Annotated in this window: 24 protein-coding genes and 3 tRNA genes; 14 read left to right on the top strand and 13 right to left on the bottom strand. The window is 68.0% G+C overall.

The window, feature by feature from the left end; all coding sequences use genetic code 11:
- The first annotated feature begins 78 nt into the window (after window positions 1-78).
- Window positions 79-972, top strand: coding sequence for an amidohydrolase family protein (locus tag HQ306_RS20155; protein WP_308115534.1), 894 nt, complete (start codon window positions 79-81; stop codon window positions 970-972).
- Here the strand turns inward: HQ306_RS20155 and HQ306_RS20150 are convergent.
- Window positions 950-1,360 carry a VOC family protein gene (locus tag HQ306_RS20150; protein ID WP_222626241.1) on the bottom strand — a complete coding sequence of 137 codons (411 nt, stop codon included), beginning with the start codon at window positions 1,358-1,360 and terminating at the stop codon, window positions 950-952. The two genes, HQ306_RS20155 and HQ306_RS20150, sit on opposite strands and share 23 nt — an antisense overlap.
- Window positions 1,361-1,470: 110 nt before the next feature.
- On the opposite strand from HQ306_RS20150, the gene HQ306_RS20145 reads away from it, so the two are divergent.
- The 3 genes from HQ306_RS20145 to HQ306_RS20135 all read left to right on the top strand — a co-directional run bounded on the left by HQ306_RS20145 (window position 1,471) and on the right by HQ306_RS20135 (window position 4,026).
- On the top strand, window positions 1,471-2,463 hold the full coding sequence (locus HQ306_RS20145) for a YafY family protein (RefSeq protein ID WP_222633277.1): 993 nt from the start codon (window positions 1,471-1,473) through the stop codon (window positions 2,461-2,463).
- Window positions 2,460-3,314: an LLM class flavin-dependent oxidoreductase gene (locus HQ306_RS20140; RefSeq protein WP_222633276.1), complete on the top strand. Its 855-nt coding sequence runs from the start codon at window positions 2,460-2,462 to the stop codon at window positions 3,312-3,314. The genes HQ306_RS20145 and HQ306_RS20140 overlap by 4 nt, the downstream gene beginning before the upstream one ends.
- 79 nt (window positions 3,315-3,393) lie before the next feature.
- Window positions 3,394-4,026 carry a dihydrofolate reductase family protein gene (locus tag HQ306_RS20135; RefSeq protein WP_222633275.1) on the top strand — a complete coding sequence of 211 codons (633 nt, stop codon included), beginning with the start codon at window positions 3,394-3,396 and terminating at the stop codon, window positions 4,024-4,026.
- A 31-nt stretch (window positions 4,027-4,057) separates the two neighbouring features.
- Here HQ306_RS20135 and HQ306_RS20130 read toward each other — a convergent pair whose 3' ends face one another.
- The 7 genes from HQ306_RS20130 to HQ306_RS20100 form a co-directional block, all read right to left on the bottom strand.
- Entirely contained in the window at window positions 4,058-5,431 is a 1,374-nt protein-coding gene (locus tag HQ306_RS20130) for a lipase family protein (protein WP_222633274.1), read from the bottom strand.
- 145 nt (window positions 5,432-5,576) lie between these two features.
- Window positions 5,577-6,215: a TetR/AcrR family transcriptional regulator gene (locus HQ306_RS20125; protein WP_027506576.1), complete on the bottom strand. Its 639-nt coding sequence runs from the start codon at window positions 6,213-6,215 to the stop codon at window positions 5,577-5,579.
- Window positions 6,216-6,249: 34 nt separating this feature from the next.
- Window positions 6,250-6,588: a DUF2834 domain-containing protein gene (locus tag HQ306_RS20120; protein ID WP_037186452.1), complete on the bottom strand. Its 339-nt coding sequence runs from the start codon at window positions 6,586-6,588 to the stop codon at window positions 6,250-6,252.
- 34 nt (window positions 6,589-6,622) lie between these two features.
- A complete protein-coding gene (locus tag HQ306_RS20115; RefSeq protein WP_027506574.1) occupies window positions 6,623-7,411 on the bottom strand; it encodes a crotonase/enoyl-CoA hydratase family protein in 789 nt (262 codons plus the stop codon).
- Window positions 7,412-7,532: 121 nt separating this feature from the next.
- Window positions 7,533-7,608, bottom strand: a tRNA-Arg gene (locus HQ306_RS20110).
- A 43-nt stretch (window positions 7,609-7,651) separates the two neighbouring features.
- Window positions 7,652-7,741, bottom strand: a tRNA-Ser gene (locus HQ306_RS20105).
- 94 nt (window positions 7,742-7,835) lie between these two features.
- Window positions 7,836-8,549, bottom strand: a complete 714-nt coding sequence (locus HQ306_RS20100; protein WP_222633273.1) for a dienelactone hydrolase family protein — start codon at window positions 8,547-8,549, stop codon at window positions 7,836-7,838.
- 92 nt (window positions 8,550-8,641) lie between these two features.
- Here HQ306_RS20100 and hisC point away from each other — a divergent pair, with 92 nt between their 5' ends.
- Window positions 8,642-9,715: a histidinol-phosphate transaminase gene (gene hisC / locus HQ306_RS20095; protein WP_222633272.1), complete on the top strand. Its 1,074-nt coding sequence runs from the start codon at window positions 8,642-8,644 to the stop codon at window positions 9,713-9,715.
- A 94-nt stretch (window positions 9,716-9,809) separates the two neighbouring features.
- On the opposite strand, the gene HQ306_RS20090 is transcribed toward hisC, so the two are convergent.
- Window positions 9,810-10,826 (bottom strand): alpha/beta hydrolase family protein, encoded by a 1,017-nt coding sequence (locus HQ306_RS20090; protein WP_222633271.1) that lies wholly within the window; start codon window positions 10,824-10,826, stop codon window positions 9,810-9,812.
- A gap of 631 nt (window positions 10,827-11,457) precedes the next feature.
- Between HQ306_RS20090 and HQ306_RS20085 the strand changes: the two genes are divergently transcribed.
- Window positions 11,458-12,627: a CdaR family transcriptional regulator gene (locus HQ306_RS20085; RefSeq protein ID WP_261770345.1), complete on the top strand. Its 1,170-nt coding sequence runs from the start codon at window positions 11,458-11,460 to the stop codon at window positions 12,625-12,627.
- A 67-nt stretch (window positions 12,628-12,694) separates the two neighbouring features.
- Here HQ306_RS20085 and HQ306_RS20080 read toward each other — a convergent pair.
- The 3 genes from HQ306_RS20080 to HQ306_RS20070 form a co-directional block, all read right to left on the bottom strand.
- Window positions 12,695-12,784: transfer RNA gene (locus HQ306_RS20080), tRNA-Ser, on the bottom strand.
- A 10-nt stretch (window positions 12,785-12,794) separates the two neighbouring features.
- Window positions 12,795-13,301 carry a MarR family winged helix-turn-helix transcriptional regulator gene (locus HQ306_RS20075; RefSeq protein WP_222633270.1) on the bottom strand — a complete coding sequence of 169 codons (507 nt, stop codon included), beginning with the start codon at window positions 13,299-13,301 and terminating at the stop codon, window positions 12,795-12,797.
- A gap of 50 nt (window positions 13,302-13,351) precedes the next feature.
- A complete protein-coding gene (locus HQ306_RS20070) occupies window positions 13,352-14,527 on the bottom strand; it encodes an alpha-hydroxy-acid oxidizing protein (protein ID WP_308115535.1) in 1,176 nt (391 codons plus the stop codon).
- Between the two features lie 79 nt (window positions 14,528-14,606).
- Here HQ306_RS20070 and mgrA point away from each other — a divergent pair, with 79 nt between their 5' ends.
- Together mgrA and HQ306_RS20060 are read left to right on the top strand one after the other, a co-directional pair.
- The gene (gene mgrA / locus HQ306_RS20065; RefSeq protein WP_204869541.1) at window positions 14,607-15,653 is read left to right on the top strand and encodes an L-glyceraldehyde 3-phosphate reductase; all 1,047 of its coding nucleotides are present in this window, start codon (window positions 14,607-14,609) and stop codon (window positions 15,651-15,653) included.
- A gap of 20 nt (window positions 15,654-15,673) precedes the next feature.
- Window positions 15,674-16,663, top strand: coding sequence for an NAD(P)H-quinone oxidoreductase (locus HQ306_RS20060; protein ID WP_222633269.1), 990 nt, complete (start codon window positions 15,674-15,676; stop codon window positions 16,661-16,663).
- 10 nt (window positions 16,664-16,673) lie between these two features.
- Here HQ306_RS20060 and HQ306_RS20055 read toward each other — a convergent pair whose 3' ends face one another.
- Window positions 16,674-17,876, bottom strand: a complete 1,203-nt coding sequence (locus HQ306_RS20055) for a cysteine desulfurase-like protein (RefSeq protein WP_222633268.1) — start codon at window positions 17,874-17,876, stop codon at window positions 16,674-16,676.
- A gap of 94 nt (window positions 17,877-17,970) precedes the next feature.
- On the opposite strand from HQ306_RS20055, the gene HQ306_RS20050 reads away from it, so the two are divergent.
- From HQ306_RS20050 to HQ306_RS20025, 6 genes are all read left to right on the top strand, one after another.
- Window positions 17,971-18,582, top strand: a complete 612-nt coding sequence (locus tag HQ306_RS20050; protein WP_222633267.1) for a bacterial proteasome activator family protein — start codon at window positions 17,971-17,973, stop codon at window positions 18,580-18,582.
- Window positions 18,583-18,609: 27 nt separating this feature from the next.
- On the top strand, window positions 18,610-19,485 hold the full coding sequence (locus HQ306_RS20045) for an ABC transporter permease (RefSeq protein WP_222633266.1): 876 nt from the start codon (window positions 18,610-18,612) through the stop codon (window positions 19,483-19,485).
- A gap of 15 nt (window positions 19,486-19,500) precedes the next feature.
- A complete protein-coding gene (locus HQ306_RS20040) occupies window positions 19,501-20,325 on the top strand; it encodes an ABC transporter ATP-binding protein (protein WP_056443150.1) in 825 nt (274 codons plus the stop codon).
- On the top strand, window positions 20,318-21,205 hold the full coding sequence (locus tag HQ306_RS20035) for a glycosyltransferase (protein ID WP_222633265.1): 888 nt from the start codon (window positions 20,318-20,320) through the stop codon (window positions 21,203-21,205). The genes HQ306_RS20040 and HQ306_RS20035 overlap by 8 nt, the downstream gene beginning before the upstream one ends.
- A gap of 39 nt (window positions 21,206-21,244) precedes the next feature.
- Window positions 21,245-22,051: a class I SAM-dependent methyltransferase gene (locus HQ306_RS20030; protein ID WP_222633264.1), complete on the top strand. Its 807-nt coding sequence runs from the start codon at window positions 21,245-21,247 to the stop codon at window positions 22,049-22,051.
- Between the two features lie 130 nt (window positions 22,052-22,181).
- Window positions 22,182-24,059: a glycosyltransferase gene (locus tag HQ306_RS20025; protein WP_222633263.1), complete on the top strand. Its 1,878-nt coding sequence runs from the start codon at window positions 22,182-22,184 to the stop codon at window positions 24,057-24,059.
- Window position 24,060 lies beyond the last annotated feature (1 nt).

Below are 24,060 nucleotides of genomic sequence, written 5' to 3'. Positions count from 1 at the left end.
TTACAGACACGCAGTGTCCGCAAAGTCAAGGGTTCGGAGTGCCGTCGCGGCCGCCCCGGCGATGCGAGGATCGATCCCGTGCAGAACCGTGACGACGACATCCGCCGGGTCCACCGAGTGCTCGACGACCTCCGCCTCGAGTCACTGGTGGACGTGCACACGCATTTCATGCCGCACAGCGTTCTGGCCAAGGTGTGGAACTACTTCGACTCCGTGGACGACCGCCTCGGTACCGCGTGGCCGATCGAGTACCGCGTGGACGAGGACGAACGCACCGACCTGCTGCGCAGGTACCGGGTAGGGACGTTCACGTCCCTGCTGTACCCGCACAAGCCCGGCATGGCGGAGTGGTTGAACGGGTGGGCCGCGGAGTTCGCGGACCGGACACCCGACTGTGTACGCACCGCCACCTTTCACCCCGAACCGGACGCTGCTCGGTACGTCCGTGCCGCCGTCGAGGACGGGGTCGGAGTGATGAAATGCCATGTGCAGGTGGGGAACATCGACGTCCACGATCCGTACCTGGACGACGTGTGGGCGGTTCTCGACGACGCCGCCGTACCCGTCGTCATCCACTGCGGATCGGGACCCGAACCCGGTCGCCACACCGGACCGGACCCGATCCGCGCACTACTGCGCCGCTTTCCGACACTCACCCTGCTGATCGCGCACATGGGCATGCCCGAGTACGAGGACTTCCTCACCCTGGCCGAGACGTTCGACAACGTCGGGCTCGACACCACGATGGTGTTCACCGATTTCACCGAACAGCTCTCGCCCTACCCGCGATCGGCGTTGCCGCGCCTGCGCGACCTGCAGGACAAGATCGTGTTCGGCAGCGACTTCCCCAACATCCCCTACTCGTACGCGCACGCGGTCGAGAGCGTGGTCGGCCTCGGACTCGGTGACGACTGGTCCCGCGCTGTGCTGCACGACAACTGGGCACGGTTCAGCCGCCGTACGGCACCATGACGTCGATGATCCAGACGACACCGAAGCGGTCGGTGAGTTTGCCGTACAGCGGGGAGAACACCGACGGACCGAGTTCCACCTCGACGGTCGACCCCGCGGCGAGCGCCGTCCAGTAGCCGGTGATCGCGTCGGTGTCGGTGCTGCGCAACGAGAAGTAGAAGGCGTTGCGGCCCGCGTCCCGCACGAGGTCGTGCTGCACGTCGTAGGCCATCACGTGGAAGCCGTCCGGCGAGGAGACCTGGCCCCACACCACCTGGTCGGCCTGATCTGGGCTCGTGTCGCCGTACGGGACCACGACGAGATCGCCGCCGAACACCGAGTGGTAGTACTCGAGCGCGGCGCGCGCGTCGCCGTCGAAGTTCAGATGCAGGGTGCTGGTCACGGTCATGGGGTTCTCCTCATGGGTGGTCTCTCGCGGGCGGTGATCACCGCCTGCGGACCCACTGTGTCGGTCGAAGCGGCCAGTTTCTGTCCGCTACTTCGGGCAGTATCGGCGGCATGCCCGCACCCTCGTCCCGCATGCTCACGCTGCTGTCGTTGCTGCAGCACCGACGGGACTGGCCGGGCGAGGAACTGGCTCGGCGACTCGAGGTGAGTCCGCGCACCGTCCGGAGGGACGTCGACCGGCTCCGCGAGCTGGGGTACGCGGTGTCGTCCGCGAAGGGGCCCGACGGGGGCTATCGCCTGGACGCGGGCGCCGACCTTCCGCCTCTGCTCTTCGACGACGACCAGGCGGTGGCACTCGCCGTCGCCCTCGGCGGTGCCACGTCACTCGGCGTGGACGTGGCCGAGCCTGCCGCCCGAGCTCTCGCCACCGTGCGTCAGGTGCTCCCGAGCAGGTTGCGCCACAGACTCGACCGCGTGGCGACGACGCCTCCGCCCGAGTCCGCGCCTATGGTCGACAGCCGAACACTGCTGGCGGTCGCCGGTGCGGTCGGCACCGAGGCACTGCGGTTCACGTACACGTCCCCCTCGTCCGAACCCTCGTCGCGACACGTCGAGCCCTACGGCGTCGTGACCGCGCGGGCGCGGTGGTACCTGGTGGCATGGGATCTGGCGCGCGACGACTGGCGCATCTTCCGACTCGATCGCATGGTGCTGCGCCCACCGACCGGCCGACGCTTCACACCGCGGCCCGTCCCGGGCGGATCCGCCGGTCGCCTGCTCCAGGCGCGACTCCGCGGATCGGAGACGGGTACCTGGCCCTGCGTCGGCGAGGCGGTCGTCCGCCTGCCGGCCGAGGCGCTGCGGCCGTTCCTCACCGAGTCGGACGAGTCCGTGGAACACGTCGACGCAGAGCGGTGCCGCGTGACGGTCGGCTCGTGGTCGTGGGTCGCCGTGGCCGCGTCCCTCGCACGGTTCGACGCGGACCTCGAGGACGTCTCCCCGCCCGATCTCGTGACGGCGATGGCCACGGTCGCGGCACGTCTCGGCCCCGAACGAACCGACGCGCCCCCGGCGGGCGCTCGATCTGCTACGACTGACTCGTGACGAGACTCGGCATCGTGTTCACCCCCGCCCACGACCCTGCCCGGCTGATCACGGCCGCACGCGACGCGGAGAAGGCGGGACTCCACGAGTTCTGGCTGTGGGAGGACTGTTTCAGCCACGGTGGGCTGACGACCGCGGCCACAGTGCTGGCGAGCACCGAGCGCATCCAGGTCGGCCTGGGACTCATGCCCGGGCCGCTGCGCAACGTCGCCCTGTGCGCCATGGAGGTCGCGTCGCTGCATCGACTGTTCCCCGGCCGGTTCCTCGCCGGTGCCGGACACGGCGTGCAGCACTGGATGGGGCAGGTCGGCGCCCGCGTCGCGTCTCCGATGACGCTGCTGGACGAGTACTCGACCGCTCTGCAGGCGCTGCTGCGCGGGGAGGAGGTCACCGTCGACGGCCGGTACGTCTCCCTCGATGCCGTGCAGCTGCAGTGGCCGGCGCCCGACGAACCGTTCTTTCTCGGCGGTACCGGTCCGAAGACGCTGCGCTACGCGGCATCCCACTCGGACGGCACCTTGTTCGCGGCCGCGATGTCGGACGACGAGCTGGCCGCCTCGTGTGCCGAGGTGAGCGCAGCGCGGCGCTCCGCCGACCACCGCGTCATCGCGCCTCGACTGGTGGCGGTGGGCGCCGGCGCGGACGACCGCATTCGCGACGAGGTCGCGCGCTGGGGCAAATCCGATGCGAGCGGGCTCGCGGTCACGGGCGGCGCGGCGGAGGTGGCGGACGAGGTCGCCCGCCTGGGGCACCTCGGCATCACGACGGTCGTCGCCCACCCCACCGACGACGAGCCCGATCTCGAGGGGTTGATCGAGGTGCTCGGTCAGACGGCTGCAGCACTCCGGTAGCCGGTCGCCACAGCCCTCCGCGATGACTTCCGAACCGCTCGGTGGTCCATCTCGTCACACACGACCGAGGAGTGACGCCATGGGAACGATCACCATCGAGATGTTCGCGACGCTCGACCTCGTCGGGCAAGCTCCCGGCGGACCCGACGAGGACCCGGACGGGTTCCCGTTCGGCGGCTGGCAGGCGCCGCTGATCGACGACGTCACCGGCGCGCAGATCGATGCGGCCTACCGCGGCACCGATGCGCTACTGCTCGGGCGACGGACGTACGACATCTTCGCGTCGTACTGGCCGCACCAGCAGGGCGGACCGGACGACGGCATCGCGAGTCTCTTCAACGGGATTCCCAAGTACGTCGCCTCGCGCGATCCGCGCACGCTCGACTGGGCCGGATCCTCGGTACTGGGCCCGGATCTACCGACCGCAGTGCGCGAGATCCGAGAGCGGCATCAGGACATCAAGGTCGTGGGCAGTCTGGACCTGGTGCAGACGCTGCTGCGGGAGCGGTTGTTCGACCGCCTCGACCTGTGGCTGCACCCCATCGTGCTGGGTGTCGGCAAGACGGTGTTCGACACCGGCGCTCTGCCGACGAGCCTCGCCCTCGTGGCCCCACCGCAGGCGAGCCCCGGTGGCACCGTGCTCCTGCAGTACGCGCTGGCGGACGGCACGCCGACGACCGGTGACATGGGCGCTCCGGACCGGGGACTCTGACCGGCCCGTCGCGGGCGTCACACGAGGTGTCTCATCCCCCGATCGGCTTCCCGAACAGACCCGCGACGATCTCGCCCACAGCATCGACCCAGACGGGATAGGTGCGCTCGTCCAGTGCCATGGACCCGACGTCGGCGGTACGGCAACCGGGCTCCACAGGTACACCGGCGAACCGATCACGCATCCACAGAACGGCACTCGGGAACGCGATCACCTCCAGCGACAGGTGTTCGCTGAAGTGGTCGCGGGTGTAGGTGACGTTCGCTCCGGGCCGACTGCAGTACGCGTCGACCATCCCGTTCACCGGCCCGACGGGAACCAACCAGTCCGGGTTCGAGTGGTAGACGTAGACCGGCATGGTCGGCGTCGTGCCACCGAGGTTCAGCGCGTCCAGGGACTTCTTCACCACCGGCTGCTCCAACGGATCCCCCTCGGTCCGCAGGAAACCCTTCAGGTTCAGGAACGGCAGGAGGGCAGAGGTGTACCCCACACACAGGTTGTCCTTGGCCGCGAAGAGGGCCCGACCCGCGGGATCGATGTGTTCGTCCACGAATCGCGCCAAGTCGGGGTCCTCACGGCTGGCGCCGATGATGCCGGCCGCAACGATGCCGGATCCGAGCGCGTTGTTCGCGTTGTTCACCAGGGCGGCGAGCTCGGCGGGGGTGCCGCCCTCCGTGGCGCCGACGATGCTCAGCTCCGGGGCGTAGGTCCCGGCGAGTTCGGCGGCGTGTCCGGTGGCGATCGCTCCGCCCGAGTAGCCGCTCATCCCGACCTTCGTGTCCACCCCGGACAGTCCCATCGGAGCGAAACTCTCCGCCGCCCGGATGCCGTCGAGCGTGATGCGGCCGGCGACCGGCCCGGCGGCGAACGCGTTGTTCGGCCCCTGATGGTCCGGAACCGACACCGCCCAGCCCTGGGCCAGCGCTGCCTGCACTTCGAGGAACTGCACGCCGGACGTCACGGCACCCGTCAGAGGCCACGGGATCGCACCCTGGCGCATGACGTACGACGGCGCGCAGTACGCGGCCAGTGAGTCCTCGGCCATCTGCACCGAGAGCAGCGGACGCGGAGCCGAGGCGGCGCCGCGCGGGGTGATGACGGTGGTCACCGCCGGGATCGGCTCGCCCCGGCCGTTGTTCGACCGGTACGACAACTGCCAGGCGTCGACCTGCGTCGGGATCAGATTCAGCGTGGCCAGGTCCACGGGACGCGCGGCGATGATCTCTCCCGGTGCGGCGGCGGCGACCACGGCGTCGGGCGGCAGGTAGAAGTCGGTGTCGAACTCAGGGATCGCGGGGAAGGTGACGGGCGCCGCGGACACGGGCGTGACCACCGTCGCGGACACAGCCACGGCGGCCACCACCACCGCGAGTGCGTACGAAGGACGGAACCGACGAGCGGACATCGATCTCACTCTTTCTCGCGCCGAGCCTCGACAGCAGTCGCATGTGCGCCCGGCAACAGTGTTCAGCACATTCAACATGTTGGACACGCGTGTCCATGATTGTGATCAGGACTGTAGAGCGTTGTGGGCTGGATAACAATCCCCGCTATCGATCGAGGTCAGGAACGAACGCGCCGAGGACGGCGATCATCGTCTGGACGATCCCGTCCACGCGTGGCCGGGGCGGCGGGGTGCGCGACCAGTCCGACACCAACTCGGTGAGCGCCCCGAGGAAGGCGGTGGCGGCGAGCCGGTGACCGCCCGGCGGGACGAAGTCGGCGCCGATCTCGGCACGGAGCGTCGCCTCGATGAACTCGGCCCAGGTCGCGCGGCGCCTGCTGCGGTGCTGCTCGACGTCGTCACTCACCCCGACCATCTCGAGGTACGAGATGCGTGCCCGACGTGGGTCCCGTCCCAACGACTCGATCAGCGCGGTCATCGCGGCGACGACGAGCGCTCGTCGGGTGCGGTCCGTCGCGTCGGCGAGCGCAGCGACGACCGCGGCGAGGGCATCGTCCTGCACGAGGTCGTACACGGCGACGAGCAGCGTCTCGCGATTGGCGAACTCGCTGTAGAACTGGCTGCGTGCCAGACCCGCGGCCGAGCAGATGTCGGCGACGGACGTCGCGGCGTACCCCTTGTCGCCGATCACCTCGATGCCGGCCTGCAGGAACCGTCGTCGCCGGTCGGCACGTCGATCCGTCATCGACCGTCCGCCGTAGACGCGATCCACGTCCTCTGCCACGCGAGAACCCTATCGAAGCGGCTCTCGTCGATCGTCAGCCCGCGAGGCGGACCGTCCGCGCGCGCACGGCGAGGAAGAACGGGATCGCAGATCCGATGCCCACGCCGAAGGTGAGGAGCACCGTGACCAGCCACCACCGGACGATGCCGAGACGCCGCGCCTCCGGCAATGCCCAGACGTGGAAGGCGATCACCACGAGGATGAGGTCCACCATCGCGAACCGTCCGGGCACAGTGGACCAGATCTTCCCGACGAAGAAGTCGGCGGCGGATCGTGTCCCGTGCTTCCGGACGTAGGGCAGGGCGATCGCGTTCTGCGCGACACCCGCCACTGCCGCGAGGGCCATGAGTCTGCGTTCGTCCGACGTCGTCACCGATGCTCCGTTCGTGGTGTGGATCTGATGAGTATCACCTGCCGGTGAAGGTGGCCTGCCGTCTCTCGACGAACGACAGCATCCCCTCGGCCGCATCGGACGTCGAGAACAGTGCCCGGATGTCGGGGAGCAGCTGCGCAGCCGCGGCCGCGTCCCCCTCGATCAGGCTGCGATGCGCGGACTCGAGCGTGGCCCGCACACCGAGTGGCGCAGCGGTCTCCGCGATGCGGTGAGCGAGCTCGATCGCGCGCTCGATCGTCGCCGCGGGATCCGCGCAGACCTCCTGCACGAGCCCGATGCGATGAGCCTCCTCGGCGTCGAACTCGTCGCCGGTGAGCATCCACCGCATCGCGTTCCCCCAGCCGGTCTCGCGAGGGAAGCGCAGGGTCGCCCCGCCGAAGGGATAGATACCGCGCTGAACTTCCATCTGGGAGAAACGAGTTCCGGCTGCGGCGACCCGGATGTCGGACGCCAGCAGCAATTCGATGCCGAGCGTCATGCACCAGCCGTGCACCGCCGTCACCACCGGAGTGGTCCACGTCCCGTCGAGGCGCCACGGATCTCGCCCACCCTCGGCGAACGGCAGGCGATCGCCAGTCAGGTGCTGGGCGACGTCCACGAGATCGAGACCGGCGGTGAAGTGCTCACCGTGGGCGAACAGCACGCCGGCACGGAGGTCGTCGTCCTCCTCCACCATTCCGTAGGCCGTCGACAGCTCGCGGATCATGTCGGTGGTGAAGGAGTTCCGCTTCGACGGCCTGTTCAGCCCGATGTGCAGGACGTGCCCACGCGGTTCGACAGTGATGGTCTGAAACTCGGTCACGACACACTCCCCCTGTGGCGGGCCGGAACCCGGTTATATGTTTCATCGCATAGTACACAGAGGTGCCGGACCCGTACATGCAGAAAGCCGGCACCAGGATGATCCTGGTACCGGCTCTCTGTGGTGCGCCCGAAGGGATTCGAACCCCTAACCTCCTGATCCGTAGTCAGGTGCTCTATCCGTTGAGCTACGGGCGCATGCTGTGGTGCTGTTCAGTTGTCCTCCGACCGAAGTCGAAAGTGGCGGAGGCGAGAGGATTTGAACCTCCGGACCCGGTGAAGGGTCAAGTCATTAGCAGTGACTCCCATTCGGCCGCTCTGGCACGCCTCCTGGACCTCTTTCGAGGGCACCGGTCCTTGCGAACCGCCGAGAAGGAAGATTACACACGCCCCGGAGTAGACGCAAAACGGCTGGTGGGGCGGTCTTATCGGAGATGACTGTCGAACCAGTCGAAGATGCGACGCTGGGCGTCGACGATCGCCTCCTCGCCGGCCGACTCCTCCGACACGGCGGATCCCTCGTCCGCACGATGCTCGACACCGGCGTAACTGACGACGAGCGTGGCGACGGACGCCTTCGACACGGCCTCCTGCAACTGCTCCACGTGCTCCACGGGAGTGCGGACGTCGTCCCGTCCGTAGAGACCGAGCCAGGGCGCCTTGAGGGATGCCGCCGCGTCGACGAGAGCGAGCGCATCCGTGGTCAGCGCCTCGACGATGCCGGGAGCCGCGACACTCACCGCCGCACCGATGGCTCGATCGGTGGCCACCAGGGCGGCTGCGGTTCCGGCGTCGTCGAATCCGATGACGCCGATGCAGTCGGTCGGGACGCCTCGGCTCTGCAGCCAGTCGACGGTGGCGTCGAAGTCCTCGAACAACGGCGTGCCGAACACCTCGTCGTCGCCCGCCGCCCGGTGGAACAGGTGCGGCGCCGCGACCAACCAGCCGTCGGCGGCGAGGGACCGCATGAACTCGAGCAGGGCCTGCGGGAGCTCGCGCGCCTCGTGCAACACCACGATGCCGCCGCGAGCCCTGCTGTCCGGCTCGAACGCGGTGAGCGGCACGCGATCGAGCGTGGCTGTGTCCGCACCCTCGTCGCGGGGGCGGATGGGCGCAGTGTCCTCGATGAGACCCGACATGGCTCCACGGTAATGGCACACAATGGCGAAAGCGAGGGTCGAGCGAGAGCCGCGACCACACTGTGTCCGACCGCCGCGCATAATCGGTGATCGTGACCCCACGCACGCGCCCCGACCTCGATGCCATCCCCGGTTACCTACCCGGTCGTTCGTTCCCGGGCGCGATCAAACTCGCCAGCAACGAGACCACGGCCGGCCCGCTGCCCAGCGTTCGCGAGGCCATCGCCGAGGCGGCGGCCGGAGTGAACCGCTATCCCGACAACCAGTCGACAGTCCTGGTCGAGGCGCTCGCGGACTTCCTCGACGTCCCGGCCACCACCATCACCGTCGGCTGCGGATCGGTCGCGCTGTGCCAGGAGCTGGTCCAGGTCACCTGCAACGCCGGGGACGAGGTCGCCTTCGGCTGGCGCTCGTTCGAGGCCTACCCCATCGTCACGCTCGTCGCCGGCGCCACCGCCGTGCGTGTGCCGCTCACTCACGACGACGTGCACGACCTCGACGCGATGGCCGCAGCGGTGACGGACAAGACCCGTCTGATGTTCGTGTGCAACCCGAACAACCCGACGGGCACCGTGGTGGACCCCGCCGACCTCGAACGGTTCCTCGACGCGATCCCCGACCACATCGTCGTGGTGCTGGACGAGGCCTACTTCGAGTACACCGACCGCGCGATCGACGGCGTGGAGATCGGACGAACCCGGCCCAACGTGGTGGTGCTGCGGACGTTCTCGAAGGCCTACGGCCTCGCCGGACTGCGGGTGGGGTACGCCGTCGGAGCACCGTCGATCATCACGTCGATGAAGAAGGTGCACACCGCGTTCAGCGTGAGCAGTGTCGCGCAGAGTGGCGCCGTCGCGTCGCTCGCGGCCTCGGACGAACTCCTCGCACGTACGGCAGTCGTGACGGCCGAGCGGTCGCGCCTCCGTGACTCGTTGCGCGACACGGGGTTCCAGGTGCCCGAGTCGTCCGCGAACTTCGTGTGGATCCCGCTGGGGGCGGAGTCGGGAGACTTCTCCGCAGCGTCCACCGAGGCCGGTGTCATCGTGCGGGCGTACGGGGACGACGGCGTACGCGTGACCGTGGGCGACCCACACGAGAACGATGCGTTCCTCGCGTTCGCCGCGTCGGCTGCCGAGCAGTTCGCCGGGGCCACGGCCTCGCGATAGGGCCCGTGTGCGCACGCGGTGCGTGAGGCGCACACCCTCCGCAGCCGGCGGGAGAGGGTGTGCGGTCGACGGAGAGGGTGTACGCCCCTGACAGCTACAGGCCGAGCGCCCTGGCCACGACGGGCCACGAGTTGTGCATCTCGTCCTGCCAGTAGCGCCAGGAGTGCGTGCCGTACGGCTTGAACACGATGGTCGCCGGGACCCCCGCCGCGCGCAGCGTGTCGGCGAAGCCGGTGGTGCAGATGTTCGCGGCGGCCTCGAGGGGGCCGCCCACGGTCAGCGCATCGATGATCTCCTCACCGAAACCGCCACCCGCCTCGTACGGTCCGGGGAATCCGTTGCCCGTCGACAGGTACACCTGCTTGCCGCGGAGCGTCTCGATGCGGGTGCTCGGATCGTTCTCGGCCCACAGCGGATCCGCGTTCGTGCCCCACATGTTGGTGGCGTCGCCCCCGGTGGACCCGACGGTGGCACGCACCGCGTTCTTCGTCTCGTTGGAGCGGTTGTCGTAGCAACCGCTGAATCCGGCGATGCCCGTGTACAGATCGGGATGCTTGGTCAGCAGGTTCATCGCGCCCTGTGCGCCCATCGACAGACCCATCAGCGCGTTGACGCCGTTGCCGTCGAAGCGGGCATCGATCAACGGGGGCAGTTCCGACGTCAGGAACGTCTCCCACTTGTTGACTCCGAGCACGGGATCGGGCTGGGCCCAGTCGGCGTAGTAGGCACCGCGTCCCCCGACGGGAAGGACGATGTTGGCGGCCTTGTCCGAGAAGAACGAGACCGCGTCCGTCTTCTGCGTCCACGTGCTCTCCGTGTAGCCGGACTCCTCGCCCGCACTGACCCCGTCCAGCATGTACAGCGACGGACGCGGTACCGATCGATCGGCGGGCAGTAACACCTGCACCTGGATCTCGCGGTTCATCGACGAGGAGAACACCGACATGACGGCCCGGCGATCGGTCGCCATGGTCACCGAGACGACGCGAGTGGGTGACGACGCGTCCACGGCCGGCGTCGGGACGCCCGGCTGCGCACCCGCCACCGGCGCGGAGCCGAGAAGCGTCAGCGCGGTGAGGCACCCCGCGGCGAGCAGAGCGGGACGTCGCATCGACAGACCTTTCGTCCGATGTGGCTCGCGCGGAGCCACCGGTGAACAGAGAGACACGACGCGCGGAACGTCCCGCGCGCCCGGGGGAACGCGTACCAACTTACTTGCCGGTAGGTACGCCACCTTCGGGTCCAAAGGACTGCTCGACGTCCTGTCTGCGGTCACAAGAACCGGCGACGAGGACACCGAGACCGGGAACCGTGCCGAAAGCGTACCGCGAGACGGTGGACGACACGTGAACCGGACTTGGAGGCATCACCCACGTGTGTGACATTTCATGAAGTGGGTCACCGTAAATTGTGTGAAAGCAAGATGGAACTAGGTGAAAACGCGACTTGTTTTGCCTCAACAGGCGTCATGCAGGGGTGTCATCGCAGGTCACAGCGGTTGGCCTGACAACGGGAACAGACACCGCAGTGGGCCTGAGCGCATACCGTGGCTCTCGAATAGGTATCTCGAAACAATCTCGGGACCCGTTAATGATTGTTACGGTACCCCGAGAACATGCACGACTGACATGAACTACACAGTCATGGGGGGATCGATGACCACACCGAAGACAGCTCCGAAGCCGCTTCCGGGACACATGGAAGCGGGCCTGATCGCCGGCACCCGTACAAACTCTCTGGCGATGAGCGATCTGCGAGGGGTGGCGCGTCATCTGGTCGATCACTTCCAGGCCAACACCCCCTGCGGAACGCTCCCCGGCGAGCTCCTGCACGGCGACGTCACCGAGGTCACCGTCAAGTGCCTGGGTCTCGCCGTCCGCATGCTCGAATCGGGCAAGACGCCGTCGGACAAGGACCTCGCCAACGTCCACGACGCGGCCGCTCGCTGGGCTCGCGAGGGGGTGCCGCTGCGCTCGATCCTGCGCGCCTATCACGACGGATTCCGCTTCGGTCTCACTCTCGTCAGCCGGGACGCCAAGGCTCAGAACATCGAGAACGTCACCGACAACTCGCTCGTCCTGGTGAGCCTCCTCGAGGCCGTCACCACCGAGGTGTCCATGGCGTACGTGGAGGAGTACCGCTCCGTCGCGTCCGAGCACCACACCGCCACGCACACTCTGGTGACCACGTTGCTCAGCGGCGGGCAGAACGCCCTGTCCACCGCGCAGCAGTGCGGCATCGACCTCGCCGACGAGTACCTCGTCATCGCGCTGCACTTCCCGCAGCATCCCGACGAGGCGAACCCCGTCGTCGATCGCACCGTGTCCGCACGGCGCAAGCTGCGCCGCATCCAGGCGGAACTCGCGACCATGTGCGGCAAGTCGCCGCTGGCCCTGCTCAGCACCGACGGCGGCACCGTGCTCCTGCCCGCACCGCGCGAACGCGAGTGGGTGGACACCCTCGTCGAGCGACTCTCCCGCGCCGGCGAGATCCCGATCACCGCCACGATGACGTCGGCCGAGCGCGAGGACATTCCTGGTGCTGCCGAGCACGTCTACGAACTGCTCTCGCTCACACGGCAACTCGGCCGACCGGCCGGGATGTACCGCACCGAGGACCTGGTGCTCGAATACCAGCTCACCCGTCCGGGCCGCGGCCGGGAACAGCTGCTCCGCGCTCTCAAGCCCCTCGACGACGCGCCCGAACTGCTCGACACGCTGACGTCGTACATCGGTCACGAACTCAACCGCCAGCGCACCGCGCGACACCTGTTCGTGCACGCCAACACCGTCGACTACCGCCTCAAGCGCATCGGCCAGCTCACCGGCATCGATCCCAGCGTGCCCTCGGGACTGCGCTACCTGCAGGCCGCCATCGTGGCCCGCGGACTCGCCGCCGCGAAGCAGAAGTAACGCGGCACCGACCGACACGAACGCCCCCTCCGGACGGAGGGGGCGTTCGTCGTCGATCACATCGCACTGGCGGAAGCGGAGGGATTTGAACCCCCGGACGCTTTCACACGTCTCTCGCTTTCAAGGCGAGTGCATTGGGCCGCTCTGCCACGCTTCCGCGATCGATACTAGTGGTCTCCCGTGAGCAGTCGTCGATCGACCTTCTCGAACACCTCGGCCATCGTCGCGAGTTCGTCGGCCGTGAGCAGATCGATCAGGCATCGCCGTACCGCGGCGACGTGCGACGGTGCCGCTGCCGCCAGGCGGGCGCGTCCGTCGTCCGTGATGACGGCCAGGACACCACGCCCGTCCTCGTCGCAGGTGTCTCGAACGACCAAGCCCTGCTCCTGCATTCGGCGGATCTGGTGCGTGAGCCGGCTCCTCGACGAGAGCACGCCGTCGGCGAGCAGACTCATCCGCAGCGAACCGTCGGGAGCCTCGCTCAGTCGCACCAAGATGCGGTACTCGGCCAGGGTCAGACCTTCTCGCGTGTGCAGGTCGCGGTTCAGGGTGTCCATGAGGCGGTAGTCGGCATCGATGAACGCGCGCCACGCGCGGGCCTCCGCCTCGTTCAACCAGGCCACCGGCGGGGCCGCGGTCTGTGACTCCTCGGGACGCGCACTGTGAACGACCATGACGGAAGGCTAGACCTAGGTGACCCCCGCGCGTGCCGACCTGCGTATCTTCAGGACCGGTACAGAATCGACCCGTCCACCTCGGTGACCGACGACAGCCCGGCCAGTCCCATGGTGATGTCGAGGTCGCCCAGCAGGCACCGCAGCGCATGGACGACACCCTCCCGGCCCGCGAGTCCCAGGCCGTACACCCACGGCCGCCCGTAGAACACCGCGTCGGCGCCGAGGGCCAGCGCGACCACCACGTCGGCGCCGGAGCGGACACCGGAATCGAGCAGCACGGTCGCGTGATCGCCGACGGCCGCGGCGACGGGTTCGAGCGCGTCGAGCGCGGCGATCGAGTTGTCCACCTGTCGCCCACCGTGATTGGAGACGACGACGCCGTCGGCACCCGCGTCGACGACGGCACGGGCATCGTCGGGATGCAGGATCCCCTTGACCACGACGGGCAGATGCGTCCACTCACGCACCCGCGCGACGTCGGACGGGCGGAGCGTGTGGTTGCCGAACATGCCGACCCAGGTGAGCACCGCGATCTGCAGCGCCTCGGCACTCTCCTCGGGAGGCGACGCCAGGCGTGAGCGAAAGACCGGATCGGACAGGTAGTTCGCGATGCCCTCGGCGCGGAGGAAGGGCAGATGACCGAGCGAGAGATCGCGCGGACGCCACCCGATGCCGGGGGTGTCCGCCGTGACGACGATGACCTTCGCTCCCGCCGCGGTGGCACGACGCACCAGTGACTCCGCGACGCCGTCGTCCGACGGCCAGTACAGCTGGTACCACCAGTTCTCGCCGGACTCCGCCGCGACGTCCTCGAGCGGAGTGGACGACGCGGTGGACAGCACCGAGCCGATCCCCAGCTCGGCGGCGGCCGACCCGACGGCGGGTTCCGCCGCGGGGTGCACCATGCCGAGGACGCCGATGGGCGCGGTGAGCACCGGTGCGGCGAGGGTGGTCCCCAGCACGGTCACCGACAGGTCGCGGGCGTCCGGTGCGCTGGCCCCGCGCCACATCCGGGGAACGATCCTGCGGGCGGCGAACGCGTCGACGTTCCCACGCGCCGTGCGTTCCGTGGACGCACTACCGGCGATGTACGCGAAGGCGGCCGCGGACAGCGTCTCGCGCGCCCGCTCCTCGAGACCGTCGGCCGTCATCGGCAGGTCGGGGGTCGTGCCGCCGAGCCCGGTCAGGTAGATCTCGTTCTGGAAGTTGCCGAAAGTGCTCACACGCAAACGCTAGCGAACGCGCACGCCCGGCAACACGATTTCACGCTGGTGAGCGTCACATGTCCGGCAGGATGGCGCCATGCCGGATCCCTATGTCGCCTCCCCCGACCGCTACGACACCGACCGCCCGACCGCGATGCCCTACCGCCGTACCGGTGAGAGCGGACTGAAGCTGCCCGCCATCTCGCTGGGGCTGTGGCACAACTTCGGTGACGACGTGCCGCTCGCCACCCAGCGCGCCGTCCTCCGCCGGGCGTTCGACCTCGGCATCACCCACTTCGATCTCGCCAACAACTACGGGCCGCCGTACGGCAGCGCGGAGATCAACTTCGGCCGCATCCTGCGGGAGGACTTCGGGCCGTACCGCGACGAGCTGGTCATCTCGACGAAGGCGGGGTGGGACATGTGGCCGGGCCCGTACGGCTTCGGCGGGTCGCGCAAGTACCTGCTGAGCTCACTGGACCGCTCACTCGAGCGCATGGGGCTCGACAGCGTCGACATCTTCTACAGCCACCGCCCCGACAAGGACACACCTGTCGAGGAGACCGCGGGCGCGCTGGTCAGTGCCGTCGAGCAGGGCAAGGCGCGCTACGTGGGCATCAGCTCGTACTCGGCGGCGCGCACCCGCCAGATGGCGGCACTGCTGTCCGATGCGGGAGTGCCACTGCTGATCCACCAGCCGAGTTACTCGATGCTCAATCGCTGGATCGAGTCCGATCTACTGCCGGCCGTCGACGAGCTGGGAGTCGGCGTGATCGCGTTCTCCCCTCTCGCGCAGGGCATGCTGACCGACAAGTACCTCGGCGGAATCCCCGACGAGTCGCGCGCGGCACAGGGGAAGTCGTTCGATCCCGAGTGGCTGACCGAGGACATGCGCGGGCATCTGAACGCGCTGAACGACATCGCCGCGGCGCGGGGGCAGTCGCTCGCCCAGATGTCGTTGGCGTGGGCGCTGCGCGACCCGCGGGTCACGACGGTGCTGATCGGCGCCTCGTCCGTCGAGCAGCTCGACGACAACGTGGGTGCACTCGCGCGACTCCGCTTCGACGACGACGAACTGAGCCGCATCGACGAACACGCCACCGAGGCCGGGATCAACCTGTGGGAGGAACCCTCCCGTATCTGAGGGCGGCATACGATCGAGACGTGCATGCCATCACGCTGACCGAGTACGGCGACCCGGAGGTCATGGTCTGGACCGAGGTACCCGATCCGGTGCCCGGCCCGGGCGAGGTCCTGATCTCGGTGTCCGCATCCGCCGTCAACCGCGCCGATCTGCAGCAACGGCAGGGCAACTACCCGCCGCCTGCCGGCGCCTCCGACGTGCTCGGGCTCGAATGCTCCGGTGTGATCGCGGAGGTCGGCGACGACGTCACCGCGTGGAAGGTCGGCGACCGGGTCTGCGCGCTACTCGCTGGCGGTGGCTACGCCGAGCAGGTGGTGGTGCCGGCCGGACAGGTGCTGCCCGTTCCCGACGGGCTCGACCTGCACGTGGCCGCATCGCTGCCCGAGGTCGCGTGCACGGTGTGGTCCAACGTCGTCATGTACGCCGGGCTGTCCGCCGGGGACACGTTGTTGATCCACGGCGGTGGCAGCGGCATCGGCACGCACGCCATCCAGGTGGCGAAGGCCCTCGGCGCGCGCGTCGCGGTGACCGCCGGCTCGGCGGAGAAGCTCGAGATCTGCCGGTCGTTCGGCGCGGACATCCTCATCGACTACAAGACCTCGGACTTCACCGAGGAGTTACGGTCCGCGACGGACGGGCACGGAGCCGACGTCATTCTCGACAACATGGGCGCGAAGTACCTCTCTCCCAACATCTCTGCGCTCGCGATGGACGGCCGCCTGGTCACGATCGGCATGCAGGGCGGCCGGGTGGCCGAGTTCGACTTCGGCGCGCTGATGGCCAAGCGCGGCAGTGTGCACTGCGCCGGGTTGCGGGCGCGCCCCCTCACCGGCCCGGGCGGCAAGGCCGACATCGTGCGCCAGGTCCGCGAGCACGTGTGGCCGATGATCGCCGACGGTGCGGTCGTGCCCGTCGTGCACGCGGAGGTGCCGGTATCGGACGCACCGCAGGCTCATCGCATGCTGGACGACCACGCCACGGTGGGCAAGGTGATCCTGCGCGTCCGCTGACGGGCGCGGGTCAGGTCAGCGTCTCGAGAACCGTGACGAGCTGGTCGATCTCGTGCCGCGTCGTGTACGGGGCCAGCCCCACCGTGATCGCGCCACCGGCATCGGCGACACCCAGCGACTCGAGCAGGCGGCTGCCGCCGTGCAGGCCACCGACCACGTCGATCCTGTTGTCCGCCAGACGCGCCGCCACCTTGTCGGAGTCGACGCCGTCCACGCTGATGCTCAGGCACGGGATGCGGCTGGACGCCTGACCGATGGCCATGACGTGCGGCAGTGCCGCCACGCGCTCCTGCAGGTACGCGAAGAGCCGATCCTGATAGTCCTGCAGCGAGCCGATGGACATCTCGAGACGCTGTCGGCGTGTCCCGCTCGCGTTCTCGTCGAGGGCGGCGAGACAGTCGACGGACGCGGTCATCCCCGCGAGCAGTGAGTAGTGCAGACCGGCGACCTCGAGCCGCGCCGGACCCTTCGCATCGGTGTCGAGCGCCTGCGACGGCAACCGGTCGAGCAGCTCGGGGTCCCGGAACACCAGCGCTCCGACGCGAGGCCCACCCCAGGCCGCGGCGTTGACGGCGACGACGTCCGCCCGGAATTCCTCGATGTCGAGCACCGCGTAGGGGGCCGCACCCACCGCGTCGACGACCAGCAACCCGCCGGCGTCGTGCACGAGGTCGGCGGCGACACGGACGTCGGGGGCCGACCCCACCACCGTCGACGCCGCGGTCAGCGCGACGAGCCGAGTGTTCGCCGCGATGAGTTCCCCGAACTGCCAACTGGGGAGCTCGCACGTCTCGATGTCCACCTCGGCCCACTGCACCTGGGCGCCGTACCGATTGGCGATGCGCAGCCACGGTGCCACGTTCGCCTCGTCGTCCAGCCGGGACAGGACGATGCCCGTACCGAGGCCGAGACGCGTGCTGAGGGCTTCCGCGAGAGCGGTCAGGAGGATGCCGTGGTCCGGACCGAGGACCACGCCCTCGGGGGATCCACCGACCAGATCTGCGACGGCCTGCCGAGCATCGTCGGCGACCTTCGCGCTGCGCTGCGCGTAGGGGTGCCGACCGATGTGCGTCGATGCGGTCCCGCGGAAGGTGGTGGACACGGCCGTGGCCACCCGGTCGGGGATCTGCATGCCCAGCTGCGGATCGAGGTGGATCCAGCCGTCGCCGAGCGAGGGAAACAGCCCTCGTACGCGGGCGACGTCGTAGGTCATGCCGCACACTCTAGGCGCCGACGGCGACAGGGCGGGCACGCACGGGCACGCCCCGGACCCCACCCTGGTGAGCGACCCGGGTCAAGATGGAGACATGACGTCTTCACACGAGCAGAACTCGGACGGCGGCCGCGCGGACGACAGCGCCGACCACGTCGTCGTCATCGGTCCGGACGGGCAGCCGATCGCGCTCAGTCCCCGCGAGGCGGCGGCCGCCGCGGCCCGCGCGAACGTCACCGGGGCCGGCGACTCGTCGGACGGCGACGACCAGGAATCGCTGGCGGACATGGTCGAGCAACCCGCCAAGGTCATGCGCATCGGCACCATGATCAAGCAGCTCCTCGAGGAGGTGCGCGCGGCACCGCTGGACGACGCCAGCCGCACCCGCCTCAAGGAGATCCACACCTCCTCCATCCGTGAGCTCGAGCAGGGACTCGCGCCGGAGTTGCGCGACGAGCTCCAGCGCCTGGCGTTCACCTTCGGCGAGGACGCGGTGCCGTCCGACGCCGAGCTCCGCATCGCCCAGGCACAACTGGTGGGCTGGCTGGAGGGACTGTTCCACGGCATCCAGACGGCACTCTTCGCCCAGCAGATGGCGGCGCGCGCCCAGCTCGAGCAGATGCGCCAGGGTGCACTTCCTCCCGGTGTGTCCATCGGCGGCGGCGGTCAGGGCCAGCACGGGCAGGGCACCGGCCAGTACCTCTGACGGTTCTCGTCTGTAGGGTCGTCGGTCGTGGCAGCACCAGCGATCGACTCGAACACCGGGGACTCGAACTCCGGGGATGCACCCGCGTCCGATTCGCAGACGTTCCGCCGGGCCGTCCGCGATCTCCGGCAGGGCTACGCCCAGCGTGAGCTGTGGCTGAGCCTCGGATGGCAGGACATCAAGCAGCGGTACCGGCGTTCCGTCATCGGCCCGTTCTGGATCACCATCGCCACGGGTGTGCAGGCCGTCGCGATGGGTCTGCTGTACTCGGTCCTCCTCGACATCGACCTGAAGTCGTTCCTGCCCCACGTCACCGTCGGGCTCATCATCTGGAACCTCATCAGCGCGTCGATCCTCGAGGGCGCCGACGTCTTCGTGGCCAATGAGGGCCTGATCAAGCAACTGCCGTCGGCACTGAGCGTGCACATCTATCGGCTCGTGTGGCGCCAGGTGCTGCTCCTCGGCCACAACATGCTGATCTACCTGATCATGCTCGCGGTGTTCCGTCCCGACCTGCACTGGACCATCGTCATGGCGATCCCGGCGTTCGGCCTGATCGTCGTCAACATGGTGTGGGTGTCACTGCTCTTCGGCATCATCGCCACCCGCTACCGCGACCTGGCCCCGATCCTCGGCAGCGTCGTCACGCTGCTGTTCTTCATGACGCCGATCGTGTGGACCACGGCGAATCTGCAGAAGATGGGCGGGGCCGCGGCGGACCGCGCGCGGCTGGTGGAGATCAATCCGCTGTTCCACTACCTCGACATCCTGCGCGCGCCCCTGATCGGCGAGGACCAGCAGGCGTACCACTGGTACATCGTGCTGGCGTTCACCGTGGTCGGCCTGGCCGTCACCATGGTGGCGATGCGTACGTTCCGGGCCCGCGTGCCCTACTGGGTCTGATCGGACGAGACACACATGACAGTCAGCATCGAGACGCACGGCGCGTGCGTCGACTTCCCCATCTTCGACGCCAAGACCCGGTCGCTGAAGAAGGCGTTCCTCGGCAAGGCCGGCGGCACCATCGGACGCAACAGTAGTGACGTCGTCGTCGTGGAGGCGCTGCGCGACATCACGCTCTCACTGAAGGAGGGCGACCGCGTCGGACTGGTCGGCCACAACGGTGCGGGCAAGTCGACGCTCCTGCGCCTGCTGGCGGGCATCTACGAACCCACCCGCGGCAGTGCCGTCGTGCGGGGTCGCGTCGCGCCGGTCTTCGACCTGGGCGTCGGCATGGACCCGGAGATCTCCGGCTACGAGAACATCATCATCCGCGGCCTGTTCCTCGGCCAGACACGCAAGCAGATGATGTCGAAGATCGACGAGATCGCCGACTTCACCGAGCTCGGCGAGTACCTCGACATGCCGCTGCGCACCTACTCGACGGGCATGCGGGTGCGCATCGCCATGGGCGTCGTCACGAGCATCGACCCCGAGATCCTGCTGCTCGACGAAGGCATCGGCGCGGTCGACGCCGAGTTCATGAAGAAGGCGCGCACTCGTCTGCAGAAGCTCGTGCAGCGCTCGGGCATCCTCGTCTTCGCCTCGCACTCCAACGAGTTCCTCGCCCAGCTCTGCGATTCCGCGATGTGGATCGATCACGGCCACGTGCGGCAGCAGGGCGGCATCGAGGAGGTCGTGCGGTCGTACGAGGGCGACGACGCGGGAGACCATGTCGCGCACGTCATTCGTGAGCTGGAGGCCGCGGATCGTGGCCAGGCCGATCACGACCCGCATGCCTGAGTTCATCGTCGGCGTGGTGGTCACCCACCGGCGCCGCGAGCTGCTGGCCCAGTCCCTCGCCGTCCTGACGTCGCAGACCCGTCCGCTCGACCATCTGATCGTGGTGGACAACGCGAACGAGACCGCGGTCCGCGAGCTCGTCGAGAGCGCGGCCGTGCCGACCACCTACCTCGGGAGCAAGCACAACCTCGGTGGGGCCGGCGGCTTCGCGCTGGGGATGCTGCACGCGCTGTCCCTCGGTGCCGAGCGGGTATGGCTCGCCGACGACGACGGCAGGCCGGAGGGGCCGGACGTCCTCGCCACGCTCCTCGACTGCGCGGTGCGCCACGGCCTCGACGAGGTCTCCCCCGTCGTGTGCGACATCGACGATCCCGATCACCTCGCGTTCCCGCTGCGACGCGGCACCGCGTGGCGACGGTGGCGGTCGGAACTCGGTGACGAGGAGTTGTTGCCGTCCTACGCGTCGTTGTTCAACGGTGCGCTGTTCTCGGCCGCTGCGATCGACGCCGTCGGTGTCCCCGACCTCCGGCTCTTCGTCCGCGGCGACGAGGTCGAGATCCACCGTCGCCTCACACGCTCGGGGCTGGCTTTCGGCACGTGCCTGCAGACCGCGTACCTGCATCCGAACGGCGCCGACGAATTCAAGCCGATCCTCGGCGGCCGGATGCACACGCAGTATCCGGACGACGCCACCAAGCGCTACTTCACCTACCGCAACCGCGGATACCTGATGGCTCAACCCGGCATGCGCAAGCTTCTCCCGCAGGAATGGGTGCGCTTCGGGTGGTACTTCGTGGTCACACGACGGGACCTCCGCGGCCTGCGCGAGTGGTTGCGTCTGCGCAAGTTCGGCCGGGATGAGTACTTCCGCAAACCCTGAACTACGGTATGTCCCCATGACGAGTGGACGGTGCGGGTGATGCGGTGGAGCCGACGCGTCAGAGCCTCGGCGCGGGGCAAGGTCGTGCAGGCAGTCCAGGACGCCGTGGCACCCGAGGCCGACCGTCGTCACAGTGAGTTGATAGACCTGATCACGGGTCAGGCGAAGACGATCGCCGACCTCCAGGAATCCATCACCACGCTGGAGTTCCGGATGCGCCGCGACATCCCGTTCGCCTCGGACCTCGAGGCCACCGCCTCGAGTGCCGACTTCGTGGAGGACCACCTCCCGCGGACGCCGTCGTTCACCCGTCCCGACCTCACGTTGCGGCACGCCCTGGGTGCGGTGTCCAACGACGGCATGGCACTCGAGTTCGGGGTCGCTACCGGGACCACGCTGGCGATCATCGTCGACGAGTGGCGCCGCGCCGCCAACGTCGGAGTCATCGCCGGCTTCGACACCTTCGAGGGCCTGCCGGAGGACTGGCGCACCGGCTTCGAGGCCGGGACCTTCGCTCAGGACGCTCTACCGGACGTTCCGGGAGCGCACCTGGTGAAGGGCATGTTCCAGCAGACCCTCGGGCCGTTCCTGTCGAAGAACCGCGGCCCGGTCGCGTTCCTGCACCTCGACGCCGACCTGTACTCGTCGACCGACTTCGTCCTGCGTCGTCTCGAGTCACGACTGGTGCCGGGCACCGTCATCGTGTTCGACGAGTTCTTCAACTTCCCCGGCTGGGCCCTGCACGAGTACAAGGCGTGGACCGAGTTCGTCCACCGCACCGGGGTGACGTTCGAGTACCTCGCGTACACGTCCAACAACGAGCAGGTCGCGGTCAAGCTCACCTGAGCGCGTGGTGTCCAGTGCGGAAGCGCGTGCCGTTAGAGTGGTTCACGGCAAAGCCCGCGCCGCGAGATCGGGCACGGATTCACACGACGCAAAATGAGCCGGCTGATGTGGCTCGAATTATGGAGAACTCATGGCTGGAGCACCCGACATCGTCCGACACGGCACCGATGCGGTCCGCTCGACAATGGTCGAGCACGATGCCAGGTCGCGATTCGTCGTACAGCGTGGCCTTTTCGCAGGGCCGTCTCCGCTCATCGACGACGACCTCTATGCAGAAGTGATATCCGGTTTCGCCCGTAGATCGAGATACCGAATCGACATCGACCCTCACGCGCGGGTGGAGACCAACTCGTACTTCGGTCGCTTCCCCGCCAGCTACTGGCAGCGCTGGACTGCGATCACAGCGGTGCGAACCACCATGACCTATTCCGGATCCGGGCGCATCGCACTCGTCGCCTCCGACACGGATGGACGCGAACGCACCATCGATGCGATCACGGTAGACGGCGACGGTGTCGCCGAATTGAACGCCGACCTCGATCGGTTCGTCGACGGCGGTGGTCTGTGGCTTCGCATGGACACCGCGAAGCTGCCTCTGGCGGTCGAAGACCTGGAATGGACCGTGAATCCCCCTGCTTCGATACGCCCGGCCGCAGTTGTGGTGTGCACGTTCAATCGCGCCGACGATTGCGCCACCACTGTCGACGCGCTTGGGCGAGACGACGCCGTCATGGCCGGCGTCGACGCGGTATTCGTCGTCGACCAGGGAACAGACCCGGTCGAAACGCGGGACAAATTCCGTGACGTGGCATCGTATCTCGGTACCAAGTTGGTCTACATTCGCCAACCCAACCTGGGCGGCGCCGGCGGCTTCACGCGCGGGATGTACGAGGTGACCGACGTCGTCGGCGCTGACCATGCGAACGTCGTGCTGATGGACGACGACATACTGTGCGAGCCCGAGACTGTGTTGCGGCTCAACGCATTCGCCAACCTCACTGTCGAACCCACAATCGTCGGTGCACAGATGCTCGGGCTGTTTCACCCGGACCGCATCCTGGTCGGCGCCGAGCACGCAGACCTCACCGGTCCCGCCGTGGGCATTCCAGCCGCCAACGCCCTCGTGGACGCCAGCGTCGTGAAGAAGAAGCAAGACGTTCGCGTCGATGCCGGCTACAACGGCTGGTGGACGTGCCTCATTCCGTCAGAAATCATTGCTGCACAGGGTTATCCGCTGCCCCTGTTCTTTCAGTGGGACGATGTCGAGTACGCGATCCGCGCCCGCGGACACGGCTTCGCCACCGTCACGCTGCCCGGCGCAGGTGTATGGCACGCCGATTTCACCTGGAAGGACTGGGACGAGTGGCACCGATATTTCAACATCCGCAACGGGCTGCTCGTCGCCGCACTGCACAGTGAGTTCGACGGACCCGCCCTGTTCCGCAGTCTTTCCAAGGATTTACTGCGGTTCCTGGTGGGCATGCAGTACGGATTGGCGATGACGCAGATCAAGGCCATCGAGGACTTCATATCCGGCCCGCGGGCCTTCAACGACGGAGGCGTCGCGGCTGCCGTTGACATCCGTCGGGAGCGCGCGCACTTCGACGAGACGAAGCGGCACCCGTCCGCGTCTGTTCCTGATCTGCGAAGCGCCGACTATCAGATCGCCAAGGCGGCGCCGTGGCCGAAGCTGGAGGGCGCGGTTCTCGCCAAGCGCGTTCTACAGCAATGGCGTGGAACCGTAGTTCCCCACCCGGTTGCCATCGCCAGCAAGGACGCCTTGTGGTGGCATGTCTCACTGTTCGGCCACGCGATCGTGACCGACGCCTCTCAGGAGGGTGTACGGGTGAGGAGACGGAACAAGGAACTTGCCAGAAGTCTGGCGATTCGAGGCTTTCGCGCATTGTGGACCTTGCGGCGCGATGCACGGAAGATCCAAGTCAGCTACAAGAACCAATTCCCTGTCATGGTAAGTCGTGACAATTGGACGCGTCTGTTCGAGAGGTGAC

Origin of the sequence: Rhodococcus sp. BP-160 (assembly GCF_019836205.1) — a bacterium.
Taxonomy (GTDB): domain Bacteria; phylum Actinomycetota; class Actinomycetes; order Mycobacteriales; family Mycobacteriaceae; genus Rhodococcoides.
This window is presented reverse-complemented; position numbering and strand designations above follow the sequence as displayed.

What these genes read in the sequence shown, in the direction of transcription:
- HQ306_RS20150 (WP_222626241.1), bottom strand. Translation starts at nt 1,360, where the DNA reads ATGACCGTGACCAGCACCCTGCATCTGAACTTCGACGGCGACGCGCGC.
- HQ306_RS20145 (WP_222633277.1), top strand. Translation starts at nt 1,471, where the DNA reads ATGCCCGCACCCTCGTCCCGCATGCTCACGCTGCTGTCGTTGCTGCAG.
- HQ306_RS20135 (WP_222633275.1), top strand. Translation starts at nt 3,394, where the DNA reads ATGGGAACGATCACCATCGAGATGTTCGCGACGCTCGACCTCGTCGGG.
- HQ306_RS20130 (WP_222633274.1), bottom strand. Translation starts at nt 5,431, where the DNA reads ATGTCCGCTCGTCGGTTCCGTCCTTCGTACGCACTCGCGGTGGTGGTG.
- HQ306_RS20100 (WP_222633273.1), bottom strand. Translation starts at nt 8,549, where the DNA reads ATGTCGGGTCTCATCGAGGACACTGCGCCCATCCGCCCCCGCGACGAG.
- HQ306_RS20090 (WP_222633271.1), bottom strand. Translation starts at nt 10,826, where the DNA reads ATGCGACGTCCCGCTCTGCTCGCCGCGGGGTGCCTCACCGCGCTGACG.
- HQ306_RS20085 (WP_261770345.1), top strand. Translation starts at nt 11,458, where the DNA reads ATGAGCGATCTGCGAGGGGTGGCGCGTCATCTGGTCGATCACTTCCAG.
- HQ306_RS20075 (WP_222633270.1), bottom strand. Translation starts at nt 13,301, where the DNA reads ATGGTCGTTCACAGTGCGCGTCCCGAGGAGTCACAGACCGCGGCCCCG.
- mgrA (WP_204869541.1), top strand. Translation starts at nt 14,607, where the DNA reads ATGCCGGATCCCTATGTCGCCTCCCCCGACCGCTACGACACCGACCGC.
- HQ306_RS20055 (WP_222633268.1), bottom strand. Translation starts at nt 17,876, where the DNA reads ATGACCTACGACGTCGCCCGCGTACGAGGGCTGTTTCCCTCGCTCGGC.
- HQ306_RS20050 (WP_222633267.1), top strand. Translation starts at nt 17,971, where the DNA reads ATGACGTCTTCACACGAGCAGAACTCGGACGGCGGCCGCGCGGACGAC.
- HQ306_RS20040 (WP_056443150.1), top strand. Translation starts at nt 19,501, where the DNA reads ATGACAGTCAGCATCGAGACGCACGGCGCGTGCGTCGACTTCCCCATC.
- HQ306_RS20035 (WP_222633265.1), top strand. Translation starts at nt 20,318, where the DNA reads ATGCCTGAGTTCATCGTCGGCGTGGTGGTCACCCACCGGCGCCGCGAG.
- HQ306_RS20030 (WP_222633264.1), top strand. Translation starts at nt 21,245, where the DNA reads ATGCGGTGGAGCCGACGCGTCAGAGCCTCGGCGCGGGGCAAGGTCGTG.
- HQ306_RS20025 (WP_222633263.1), top strand. Translation starts at nt 22,182, where the DNA reads ATGGCTGGAGCACCCGACATCGTCCGACACGGCACCGATGCGGTCCGC.